12 protein-coding genes and 1 pseudogene are annotated in these 10,947 nt (G+C 37.0%); 6 read left to right on the top strand and 7 right to left on the bottom strand.

Annotated elements, in window-relative coordinates; translation table 11 throughout:
- The first annotated feature begins 53 nt into the window (after window positions 1-53).
- Complete coding sequence (locus ACTTKP_RS09510; protein WP_442553663.1) at window positions 54-335, top strand: AbrB/MazE/SpoVT family DNA-binding domain-containing protein; 282 nt, start codon at window positions 54-56, stop codon at window positions 333-335.
- Window positions 329-667 carry a type II toxin-antitoxin system PemK/MazF family toxin gene (locus ACTTKP_RS09505; protein ID WP_442553662.1) on the top strand — a complete coding sequence of 113 codons (339 nt, stop codon included), beginning with the start codon at window positions 329-331 and terminating at the stop codon, window positions 665-667. The genes ACTTKP_RS09510 and ACTTKP_RS09505 overlap by 7 nt, the downstream gene beginning before the upstream one ends.
- A gap of 49 nt (window positions 668-716) precedes the next feature.
- On the opposite strand, the gene ACTTKP_RS09500 is transcribed toward ACTTKP_RS09505, so the two are convergent.
- The 5 genes and pseudogenes from ACTTKP_RS09500 to ACTTKP_RS09480 all read right to left on the bottom strand — a co-directional run bounded on the left by ACTTKP_RS09500 (window position 717) and on the right by ACTTKP_RS09480 (window position 4,268).
- Window positions 717-1,379 carry a helix-turn-helix domain-containing protein gene (locus tag ACTTKP_RS09500; protein WP_442553661.1) on the bottom strand — a complete coding sequence of 221 codons (663 nt, stop codon included), beginning with the start codon at window positions 1,377-1,379 and terminating at the stop codon, window positions 717-719.
- Window positions 1,380-1,544: 165 nt separating this feature from the next.
- Window positions 1,545-2,174, bottom strand: a complete 630-nt coding sequence (upp, locus tag ACTTKP_RS09495) for a uracil phosphoribosyltransferase (protein WP_442553660.1) — start codon at window positions 2,172-2,174, stop codon at window positions 1,545-1,547.
- 140 nt (window positions 2,175-2,314) lie between these two features.
- Entirely contained in the window at window positions 2,315-2,491 is a 177-nt protein-coding gene (locus ACTTKP_RS09490; protein WP_442553666.1) for a sulfurtransferase TusA family protein, read from the bottom strand.
- A 90-nt stretch (window positions 2,492-2,581) separates the two neighbouring features.
- Window positions 2,582-3,661 (bottom strand): annotated as a pseudogene (locus tag ACTTKP_RS09485) (YeeE/YedE family protein).
- A gap of 112 nt (window positions 3,662-3,773) precedes the next feature.
- Window positions 3,774-4,268, bottom strand: a complete 495-nt coding sequence (locus ACTTKP_RS09480; protein ID WP_442553659.1) for a rhodanese-like domain-containing protein — start codon at window positions 4,266-4,268, stop codon at window positions 3,774-3,776.
- Window positions 4,269-4,682: 414 nt separating this feature from the next.
- Between ACTTKP_RS09480 and pflB the strand changes: the two genes are divergently transcribed.
- The 3 genes from pflB to pflA all read left to right on the top strand — a co-directional run bounded on the left by pflB (window position 4,683) and on the right by pflA (window position 8,002).
- On the top strand, window positions 4,683-6,770 hold the full coding sequence (gene pflB, locus ACTTKP_RS09475) for a formate C-acetyltransferase (protein ID WP_442553658.1): 2,088 nt from the start codon (window positions 4,683-4,685) through the stop codon (window positions 6,768-6,770).
- Between the two features lie 98 nt (window positions 6,771-6,868).
- Window positions 6,869-7,111, top strand: a complete 243-nt coding sequence (gene grcA3, locus ACTTKP_RS09470) for an autonomous glycyl radical cofactor GrcA3 (RefSeq protein WP_442553657.1) — start codon at window positions 6,869-6,871, stop codon at window positions 7,109-7,111.
- Window positions 7,112-7,171: 60 nt separating this feature from the next.
- Entirely contained in the window at window positions 7,172-8,002 is an 831-nt protein-coding gene (gene pflA, locus ACTTKP_RS09465; protein ID WP_442553665.1) for a pyruvate formate-lyase-activating protein, read from the top strand.
- Here pflA and ACTTKP_RS09460 read toward each other — a convergent pair.
- Window positions 7,999-9,354: an MATE family efflux transporter gene (locus tag ACTTKP_RS09460; RefSeq protein ID WP_442553664.1), complete on the bottom strand. Its 1,356-nt coding sequence runs from the start codon at window positions 9,352-9,354 to the stop codon at window positions 7,999-8,001. The two genes, pflA and ACTTKP_RS09460, sit on opposite strands and share 4 nt — an antisense overlap.
- Window positions 9,355-9,544: 190 nt before the next feature.
- Between ACTTKP_RS09460 and ACTTKP_RS09455 the strand changes: the two genes are divergently transcribed.
- Window positions 9,545-9,916, top strand: coding sequence for a PilZ domain-containing protein (locus ACTTKP_RS09455; protein WP_442553656.1), 372 nt, complete (start codon window positions 9,545-9,547; stop codon window positions 9,914-9,916).
- A 53-nt stretch (window positions 9,917-9,969) separates the two neighbouring features.
- On the opposite strand, the gene ACTTKP_RS09450 is transcribed toward ACTTKP_RS09455, so the two are convergent.
- Window positions 9,970-10,947, bottom strand: a 978-nt coding sequence (locus ACTTKP_RS09450) for a flagellar hook-length control protein FliK (RefSeq protein WP_442553655.1), incomplete at its 5' end; no start/stop codon positions are given.

The raw sequence follows: 10,947 nt of genomic DNA, 5'->3' as shown, positions 1-10,947 counted from the left end.
AAATTAAACTGATGAAAAAATTAAACTGATGAAAAAATTAAACTGATGAAAAAATGGAAAATAAAGATATGAAAATTTTGGAAAAAACAAATGTAAATGTGGTAAAGTGGGGTAATGGTAATGGGATACGCATTCCTAGATCATATTTAACAAAATTAGGTATTAGAGAAAATGAAACAATTGAAATTAGTTTGCTTGAAAATGGTATTAGTATTAAGAAAAAAGAAAATTATTTAGTAAATAGACTGGAAGCTTTTTACGGTAAACATATAGAAGATATTTATGTGAGATCTGAAGAAATTGAAGAGGTTCCAGTCGGAGAGGAAGTATGGTAAAAGAGCTAAAATTTGGAGACATAATATGGCTTAATTTCACGCCACAGTCAGGGCATGAACAGGCAGGAAGGAGACCTGCTCTTGTGGTCAGCAATGATATCTTAAACTCTCATAGCAATATGGTTATGGTTTGCCCGATTACAACAAAAATAAAGCCACATCCATTTCACATTTCGCTTGGAGGCAACCATCAGATAAAAGGTGAGATACTTTGTGAACAGGTTAAAATGCTTGATGTAATAGCAAGAAACTATGAGTTTATAGAAAAATGTGATGGAGAAATAGCAGAAGAAGCAAGAAGGCTGATAATTAGTTTTCTGGAAACAGAATAAGATAACAGCTGCCGGTACCGTAATCAAATCCACGATACCGGCAGTTTTATCATTTTAAATTCCTGCTTAAAATTATCACTATTAAGTACTCAACCAGACCATAAACACTTGAAATAAGACTTGCCATAATACAGCCCCAAAAAAGATTTATGCTGGTAATGTTCATTGGAAACAATGAAAATGACACAAAAGTAAGCAAAACACCAGTAGGAATGGAAATGCACCTTAAAAGGGTAAGAATATCATCCAAAGTCCGCCTTCCCGATATGATTATAGCACCTAAGTTTATAAAAAGAAATATAATAAAAGTAGGTGCATCTAAAAATCCCATAACTATATTACTTAAGCTGATTTTTGACATAACTGCGATTAAAATTAAAGCAAAGATAAATAACGCAAGCCCTGCAAATAATTTTGCAAAAATTTTTTTCCTGGAAATATCATTTTCACGAATGATATCAACAAAATTAGTTTCAGCCTTTTCCAGGTAGACATCTTCTGTAAGATATTCCCCTGACAGAAGCTCATTAACTTTAATATTAAGAGCATCACATAGAGCTTCATAATAAGAAATATCCGGAAGACTTTTTCCTGTTTCCCATTTTGAGATAGTTTTATCACTTACTCCTATCTTGTCTGCAAGTTCTTTTTGTGTAAATCCTGTTTTGGTTCTTGCTGTAGCGATAAATTCGCTGATTTTTTCAGTATCCATATTGTATCTCCTTAAATTTTTAATATACCTATTATAATACAGCAGGAAAGACAGGGACAACCTACAATTTGTAGAAAGGTTCTACAATAAGGAGAATAGCTAAAAAGGTATATGCAAAATGTAGCATATACCTTTTAATTAGATTATATTTAATTTTATTCAATTCTATTTTGTTCCGTAGATTCTATCTCCGGCATCTCCAAGTCCCGGAAGGATGTAGCCGTTTTCGTTAAGCTGTCTGTCTACAGCGCCGATATAAATATCAATATCAGGATGAGCCTCACTAAGAGCTTTAACACCCTCAGGAGCGGCTATAAGGCAAAGGAAGCGGATGCTCTTTATACCTCTTGCTTTAAGACGGTTGATGGCTGCAATGGCGGAACCGCCGGTAGCAAGCATAGGATCAACCACAAATATATCTCTCTCATCAGCATCTTTAGGAAGCTTACAGAAATATTCAACAGGCTCTAAGGTTTCTTCGTTACGATACATACCTATATGACCAACCTTGGCATTTGGTATGAGATTAAGAATTCCATCAGCCATATGAAGTCCTGCACGAAGAATTGGAACAATACAAAGCTTCTTGCCGGCTATTTCTTTGACTGTAGTCTTTTCTAATGGTGTCTCTATCTCTTTATCCGCAAGGTGAAGCTCTCTGGTTGCCTCATAGCAGATAAGCATTGCAATCTCTGAAACTAAATCACGAAATTCCTTTGTTGAAGTATCTTTAACACGCATAATTCCAATTTTATGCTGGATTAATGGGTGATTCATTACTGTAACTTTTGACATAATATCCTCCTAAATCAACTGTAACTGTATTTACAACTATCTCATAAATTTTAATGCAATTTTATTCTAATTACAAGGGAAAACAGAAAATAAATCTAAAATAAATATAAAAAGGAGCCTATAAAGACTCCTTTAAAAGATTATTTTTTCTTTATTAATATTCTCCAGCCTTTTTTGCCTACTTTATCAAAAGCAAGAACCTCATGTCCTTCTTTTTCGCAAAAATTAGGAAGTGACACTGTAGCCTCAGGACAGGTGAATTCAAGATCTATCTGTTGCTCACTCTGAGCGGACGCAAGAGCCTTTTTTAGCTCTATAAGCGGAAGCGGTCAATCAAGACCGTTGGTGTTTACTTTAATTATATCCATTGTTTTTCTCCTTTATTTGTAACTATTTAATAGTTACCTTTATTTTTCAGCTTTTTTCACAGGTCTTACTAAGAAGATGTAGGAAGCAAGCCAGATTCCAATAGCAATGAAAAGCAGTCCATACCAGCTTTTAACTGAAAATTGTGCTGTTCCAACAAGACCATTACCAACCAGACAGCCGCTTGCCCACACAGCTCCAAGTCCCATAAGGAAACTTCCTATTATGGACTTAATGAGAGTTTTAATATTTACTTTTACAATAGAAAACTCTTCACTAAAAAATGAAGTTAAAAATGAGCCTATAATTATACCGACTATAAAAAGTTTTGACCAACCGATACCCTCGGTTTCTTCTATAATCACTCAGCCACCGGCTACGGCAGGAAGTCCTGTTATATAGGTAAGCCAAGAAACGATAGGGGTTGAAATGGCAAATCCGCCTTCTCTGCCAATTAATATGCTTGAGTAAAATGCACTTGCCATAAGCAATCCGATAAGTATTACAGCTAACTCCTTAGACCAGATTTTCTCAAAAAGGATATGTCTTATTCCTGTATAGCTTGAAGGAAGCCTGTATTTAGGTTTATGGTTTTTGTAATGCCTATACATTATAAAATAAAGTACAGGAACTATAACAATACAGATAAAAAATGGGGATATAGGCAGGATCTTAAGGAGTCTGTCCCTTGCAATACCTACACTCGAAATGTTTTTATTTATAAGCTTGAATATCCCTTTATCTGCTACATAAGCAGCTATTGCAAAGCTGATTATAGAAGGAATTCCAACTATTCTACCGTCACCTGTCTTTAATAATGAGGCAGCGGCACAGCCGTTTGAAAGTACGGCACCAAAACCGAATATCAAGCTTCCGACAGCAACTCCAAGTAATGAAAATGAATCGAAGAAAGGTCTGTCTAAAATTTCAAAATAGACCATTGCATAATAAAATAGGGCTTGTGTAAATATAACTGAAAGTATTAGGGTGATATTATAGTAGTTTTTTTCCACATATATATCCCTGATAGTACCGGTAGGGCAGAATCTGCTTTTCTTTAGCAAAAAAGCAAAAAGTATACCGGTAAGCAGTCCCAAACCGGTAATTAAGATGTAAAACATCGAACTCTCCTTTCTACATTATAAAAATAAGGCTATCTGTAAAGAAAACAGCTGCTTTGCAGATAGTCTTATTTGGTATTGGTTAAATCATTATTGACAGTTTGAAATTATCTTACTGTACAGGCTTAAGTGCGCCGTCGATTTCAGCAAGTGCCTTAGCACCACCTTCTATAGTAAAGATTTTGCTCTTGTCAATACCGTTTTCAAGTAAAATCTTTGTTGTCTTTTCAGCACCTCTCTTACCTGAATTGCAAAGGATGTAGATGTTTTTTCCGTCATTAAGCTTAGAAGTAGCATACTCCTTCATGGCAGCTTCAAGGGAAGTGTCCTCAAGTGGGAAGATTGGCTGCCACTCAGCACCTTCGATGGTACCGGCTTTATATTTGTCTTCTTCTCTTACATCAAGGATGTGAGCATCTGTTACCTTTAATACATCTTCAGCTGAGATATATTGATAATCCATAGCCTGTGAAGCGGTACTTGCAGTAGAAGCAGCGGCTTTGCCGGTAGCGGGTTCATCTTTTTTTCCACAGCCTGTTACAAGACCTGTGGCTCCTACAGTAAGTGTAAGTGCTGCTACTAAAGCTATAATTCTTGTCTTTTTCATTGCAAACTCTCCTTTTTTTCTTAGTTGTTAATTATTAAGTATGACAATTTATATGGATAGCATAAATGGTAAAATAAATCAAATAGAATATTACTATAAATATAGTTGTATATTTTATTTAATCTATAAATAGTATTTAGGGAGATTGTCATAATATAAGAATTTAGAAAAGTAATATGTAAATATTTACAATATAATCTTGTATATTATGTAATAAAGTTTCAGGCAAGACAGTGTTAAAAATAACATTGTATCTTAAAAAGTACAATATTAGCCTATTTGAGCTATTTTATGTATAAAAAGATAAACATTATCGAAATTAGTTGACTTTAGATTGTGTGTAATTTATATTTGTATTCAAGAAGTAAAAAAATAACATTAAAACTTAATCTAACTAAGTGAAAGAGGTTAACGATGAGAGAAGAATGGAGAGATTTTACCCCGGGTATCTGGGAGAAAGAAATCAATGTGCGTGATTTCATCCAGAAAAACTACACACCATATGAAGGTGATGACACCTTCCTTGCAGGTCCTACAAAGAGAACAGAGGAACTTTGGGCTCAGGTAATGGACTTAACTATGAAGGAGCGTGCTAAGGGCGGAGTGCTTGATATGGATACAAAGATTGTATCAACAATTACTTCACATGGTCCTGCATATCTTGATAAGGATAAAGAAACTATTGTAGGTTTCCAGACAGATGTACCTTTTAAGCGTTCACTTCAGGTAAATGGCGGTCTTAAGATGGCTATGAAGGCTTGCGAGAGCAATGGCTATGAAGTAGATCCTCAGATAGTTGATTTTTATTCAAAATATAGAAAGACACATAATGACGGTGTATTTGATGCTTATACAGCAGAGATGAGAGCTTGCCGTAGCAGCCACATCATCACAGGTCTTCCTGATGCTTATGGAAGAGGCCGTATCATAGGTGATTATAGAAGAGTTGCTCTTTACGGTGTAGACAGGCTCATCGAAGAAAAGAAGAAAGAAAAAGAGACAACCAGGTCTACAATGTATTCCAATATAACAAGACTTCGTGAGGAACTTTCTGAGCAGATTAAGGCTCTTAATGAACTCAAGGAACTTGGTAAGATTTATGGTTTTGATATTTCAGGACCTGCACACGATACAAAGGAAGCTGTTCAGTGGCTCTACCTTGCTTACCTTGCTGCTGTTAAGGAGCAGAATGGTGCAGCAATGAGTCTTGGTCGTACCTCAACCTTCCTTGATATATATGCAGAGCGTGACCTTAAGGCAGGTAAGTACACAGAAGAGCAGATTCAGGAATTCATTGATCACTTCGTAATGAAACTTCGTTGCGTTAAGTTTGCAAGAACACCTGATTACAATGAGATTTTCTCAGGAGACCCTACTTGGGTAACAGAGTCTATCGGTGGTATGGGTATAGACGGCAGAACCATGGTTACAAAGATGAGTTTCAGATATCTTCACACTCTTTCAAACCTTGGCACCTCACCTGAGCCTAACCTTACAGTGCTTTGGTCAGTAAAGCTTCCGGAGAATTTCAAGAGATTCTGTGCTAAGACCTCTATACAGTCATCTTCAATCCAGTATGAGAATGATGATCTTATGAGGGTAACACATGGTGATGATTATGCTATTGCGTGCTGCGTATCTTCCATGAGGGTTGGTAAGGAGATGCAGTTCTTCGGAGCAAGAGCAAATCTTGCTAAGTGCCTCCTTTATGCTATAAACGGTGGTGCTGATGAGGTTAGCGGTAAGCAGGTTGGACCTAAGTTCCGCCCTATTACAGGTGATTACCTTGAGTATGATGAGGTTTGGGAGAAGTTCAATGACATGATGGAATGGCTTGCAGGAGTATATGTAAACTCTCTCAATATAATCCACTATATGCATGATAAGTATTGCTACGAGAGAATTCAGATGGCTCTCCATGACAAGAATGTACATAGATGGTTTGCAACCGGTATTGCAGGTCTTTCAGTTGTTGCAGATTCACTTTCTGCTATCAAGTATGCTAAGGTTAAGGTTATCCGTAATGAGGCAGGACTTGCAGTTGATTATCAGGTAGAGGGAGATTTCCCTAAGTATGGTAATGATGATGATAGAGTAGACTCTATTGCTTATGATGTAGTAGATGTATTCATGGGCTATATTAAGCGTAATCATACATATCGTGACAGTGTACCTACAACATCTATTCTTACAATTACATCAAATGTAGTTTATGGACGTGCAACAGGATCAACTCCTGACGGACGTAAAAAGGGTGAGGCTTTTGCTCCGGGTGCTAACCCAATGCACAGACGTGATACCCACGGTGCTATGGCGAGCCTTAGTTCAGTAAGTAAGCTTCCATTTAAGGATGCACAGGATGGTATTTCAAATACATTTTCAATTATTCCTGACGCACTTGGTAAGGGAGATAAAGTATTCTTCGGTGATTCTATTGAGTTTGATAACAAGATTTCTTGTGCTTGTGAAGAGCCAAATGTAATTATTCCGGAGGGAGAATAAAGCAATCTATCAGATGCTGCAGCATTTGTTGATGAATAAAAATAGTAAAAAATAACTAAATAGTGGCCTATAATAGGCAAATTGAAAGGAGATTTATTATGGCAGTTAGTGAAGCTCAGATTGATAACCTTGTAAACCTTATTGACGGTTATGCAGAAAAGGGTGGACATCACCTCAATGTTAATGTATTCACAAAGGATACTCTTCTTGATGCACAGGCTCATCCGGAGAAATATCCACAGCTTACAGTTCGTGTATCCGGCTACGCAGTAAACTTTGTAAAGCTTACAAAGGAGCAGCAGGATGAAGTAATTTCAAGAACATTCCACGAGGGTGTTTAATTAAATCTTATGGCTGCTGCATTGAGAGGGGTGCAGCAGCCATTTTTTACAGAGGTGACTATGGAAAATAAAGAGATTAAAGGCAGGATACATTCGATAGAAACTTTTGGAACTGTAGATGGTCCGGGTACCAGGTATGTTGTTTTCTTAAAAGGATGTCCTATGCGTTGTAAATACTGCCACAATCCGGATACCTGGGAATTTGCAGGTGGTACGGAAATGACATTGGATGAGATATTTGCAGGATATTATTCTAAAAAAGAATTTTATAGGAAGGGCGGTATTACCTGTACAGGAGGAGAGCCTTTAGGGCAGCTTAAGTTTGTAACAGCATTATTTAAGAGGGCTAAAGATGAAGGAATACACACCTGCCTGGATACTTCCGGAATTTATTATCCACTAAAGCCTGTTAACAATGGTAAGACTGAAGAGGAATATCTAAATAGCGGAGCCTATAAGAGCTATGAAAAAAGACTGGCTGAATTTGAAGCGTTGTTTAAGGTAACTGATTTAGTCCTTTTAGATATAAAACATTCAGATCCTGAAGGGCATAAGGAACTTACAGCCAATCCAATCGAGCCTGTTTTAGCTTTTGCAAAGGCTCTAGAAGCACATAAGATACCTATATCTATAAGGCATGTGGTTGTGCCTGGTATTACCTTTAATAAGAAGGAGCTTAGGGGAGTAGGAGAGATTATGGCGGGACTTTCCAATGTAGTCGGACTTGAAGTGCTTCCTTATCATACAATGGGAGTGAACAAATACACGGAGCTTGGAATGACTTATCCTTTAGAAGGAGTTCCGAGTTTAACTAAAGAAGAGGCAGCAGCCGCAAAATCTATTATACTTCAGGCGATGCAGGAGAAACGCAAAAATGATGGCACAGTTTAAGCTGTAGCCATCATTTTTTTATACTTTCTTGTAACAATAAGATAGCAGATAAGATGGGTTAGGAAAGTTATAGTCCAGGTCACAGGGTATGAGAGAAATAAGGTATGGAGGCTTCTGAATCCTGCAAAAATAGTATATATCCAAACAATCCTGAGCCCACAGGCTCCTATTAGCGAAACAATCATAGGAAGTACGGAATAGCCTATGCCACGCATAGCACCTACCATTACATCCATAAGACCACACAAGAAATAAAATCTGGCTATAATGGAAAGTCTTGTGAGTCCGTATCCTATTACCTCAGGCTCGCTATTGTAAGCAGAAAGCAGGGTATTTCCGAATAAATATGCAGAATTGCCGAGTACAAGACCTGTTATTGTAACGATAACGATACAGTTAATAAGTACTGCTTTTATTCGCTTAAATTTGCCTGCACCAAAGTTTTGGCTGGTAAAGCTGATGCAAGTCTGGTGAAGTGAGTTCATTGATACATATACAAAGCCCTCTATATTGCCTGCTGCCGTATTTCCTGCCATAACTGTTGAGCCGAAAGAATTGACGGATGATTGTATAAGTACATTTGAAATGGAAAAAATGCATCCTTGAAGCCCGGCAGGAAGCCCTATTTTCATAATATCAATACATTTGTCGGGGGTAATTTTTATCTTATTTAAGTATAATTTTATAGAGCCTGTTTCGTGTTTTAAACAGAAAATTATAAGTGCACAGGATACTGCCTGTGATATGACGGTGGCAATGGCTACACCGGCAACTCCTAAGTGGAATACTGTAACGAGAAAGACATTCAGTATTACATTTACTATACCCGCTATTGTAAGATAGTAAAGAGGGCGTTTCGTATCTCCCACAGCTCTTAGCACGGCTGCTCCAAAGTTAAGGATTAGACTTAGGGGCATGCCTAAGAATATAATTTGCATATAAAGAGTGGACTGGTCAATTACATCTTCCGGTGTTGCCATAAGTTCGAGCAGGGGTCTTGCAGTAAAGAGTCCTGCAATGAGGAGAATGATGCCGCCTACAACCCCAAGTGCGATGGAAGTATGTACTGTTTCAGAGGCGGACTTATCATCTTTTGCTCCCTGATAACGGGCTACAAGTACATTTGTACCTATGGAAAGTCCCATAAAGAGGCTGACCAGCATATTTATAAGAGCACCTGTAGAACCGACTGCAGCCAGTGCAGTCTTACCTGAAAATCTCCCTACAACTATTACATCAGCTGTGTTAAACAGAAGCTGAAGTATTGCAGACAGCATAACAGGTATAGTAAACTGTATTATTTTTGTAGTTAGAGGACCTTCTGTCATGTCCATTCTATAAGATTTATGCATATGTTTTTCGCTCATATTTATCTCCAGTATAATTTAGATAAGGAATGTGCAATATAAGAATCATAGTAATAAATAATAATAGTATAGTCTGCCGATAATGTCAAAGTATAACTGAAAAATAACATTATTATTGATTAATTATAGAGGTTGTTATATACTTAGGCTAAACAAAATTAAGAGGAGGCAGGTTATGGAATATAGGGAAAAAAGGAAGGCGGAGAGGCTTCCGGTAGATCTTATCCTTGGTGTATCTGAACTTTTTAAGCAGGATAATGAGGTTATTAAAAATGTAAATGCACCTATTGAAGTGTTGGATATTTCAAGAAGAGGAATAGGATTCCACAGCGAGAGCGATCTGCCGCTTGATTTTTATTTTAATGCGAGAATTCAAGTCACGGATGATTTACATTCGGCATTTTACTGTGTAGTAAAGATAGTTAGAAAATCTAAGGCTGATGAGAAAACATTTTCCTATGGATGTGAATTTGTAGGCTTCCCACCTGTACTTAATTATATTTTTGACGATTTTGAAGCAAAAATTGCGGAGAAAATGGGGAAATAGCTTTAAATGAAATTAAAACAGACTGTACACAAAAGAGATGTACAGTCTGTTTTTTATGCTCTCATATCAAATGTATATCGGCTGTAATTATTGCTTTCAATTTCGGAAGGAATAAAGTCATTGACCAGGTTAAATTCGCCTGATTTAAGTTTTTTATCTACTTCATTTTCTGTAGTTTTTACTACTTCACTTTGTGGATTAAATCCTTGTTTGGTCATTGCTGTATCCAATTCGTCAAGATGGCTTGCTATCAGTTTTCCTGAACTGTCATCACTTAGGAAAAATCTGGTAGAAACCTGCCCTCCATTAAGTTCGATTCTTATATTCATTCCTCCTAAATTAGCCATATCTAAATGGAGCAGACAGGAAATTCCGTTTTCATTACCGCATCTTTTCCTATGTTTATCGGAATACACATATAAATCGCCGGCAGCAGTCTGACCGTTCATTCTTATAGGCAATTCCACGAAGTTATACATCTGATTCATTTCGTTCATAAAATTCATATTCTGCTTTGTTTGTCCAAGATCGGCAGAAAGCTTTGCAGCAGCATTTCCGGAAGTGTTGTCTGCAAGAACTTTCAGTTTATCTATCTGCTCCTCCATTCTTCTGTAAAGATTGGTCACGGCATCTTTTTCATTAAGTGCTTCTGCAGAAAGAGTCCAATCGGTATGTATAAGCATTTTCAAGGTTTTGTGAAAATCATCTGATTTAAGCAGAGCTTCTTTAACTTCCGGCGGCACACTGGTAGTGATAAGGAGATTTTTTATATGTTCCGCAGCTTCACTGAGTGTTGCACTTGCAGGAAGTAAATCAGTAAGTAAGCCATTAGAGACAGTGAGTTCTTTACCAAATAATTCAGCTATCTGTTTTGTTATAGGAGTTAATGCTTTTTGCTCAGTCTCAGGAAGAGTTTTTACTAATTCGGAGAGTTCGGTTATCGTACAATCACCCTTAATAAGCTTTTGTAGTTTTGAAGCATCTACATCTACTTCAGCATTTTCAAATAAGGTAAATATTTCAAGCCTTTG

Source organism: Catonella sp. (genome assembly GCF_052169795.1).
In the GTDB taxonomy this organism is placed as follows: domain Bacteria; phylum Bacillota; class Clostridia; order Lachnospirales; family Lachnospiraceae; genus Catonella.
The sequence above is the reverse complement of the archived record's forward strand: the minus strand, read 5'-3'. Positions and strand labels throughout refer to the sequence as shown.

Bases quoted from the DNA above. Each gene is read 5' to 3' on its own strand.
- ACTTKP_RS09480 (WP_442553659.1), bottom strand. From the start codon at position 4,268: ATGAAAAAGACAAGAATTATAGCTTTAGTAGCAGCACTTACACTTACT.
- upp (WP_442553660.1), bottom strand. From the start codon at position 2,174: ATGTCAAAAGTTACAGTAATGAATCACCCATTAATCCAGCATAAAATT.
- ACTTKP_RS09455 (WP_442553656.1), top strand. From the start codon at position 9,545: ATGGAATATAGGGAAAAAAGGAAGGCGGAGAGGCTTCCGGTAGATCTT.
- ACTTKP_RS09510 (WP_442553663.1), top strand. From the start codon at position 54: ATGGAAAATAAAGATATGAAAATTTTGGAAAAAACAAATGTAAATGTG.
- pflA (WP_442553665.1), top strand. From the start codon at position 7,172: ATGGAAAATAAAGAGATTAAAGGCAGGATACATTCGATAGAAACTTTT.
- pflB (WP_442553658.1), top strand. From the start codon at position 4,683: ATGAGAGAAGAATGGAGAGATTTTACCCCGGGTATCTGGGAGAAAGAA.
- ACTTKP_RS09500 (WP_442553661.1), bottom strand. From the start codon at position 1,379: ATGGATACTGAAAAAATCAGCGAATTTATCGCTACAGCAAGAACCAAA.
- ACTTKP_RS09460 (WP_442553664.1), bottom strand. From the start codon at position 9,354: ATGCATAAATCTTATAGAATGGACATGACAGAAGGTCCTCTAACTACA.
- ACTTKP_RS09505 (WP_442553662.1), top strand. From the start codon at position 329: ATGGTAAAAGAGCTAAAATTTGGAGACATAATATGGCTTAATTTCACG.
- grcA3 (WP_442553657.1), top strand. From the start codon at position 6,869: ATGGCAGTTAGTGAAGCTCAGATTGATAACCTTGTAAACCTTATTGAC.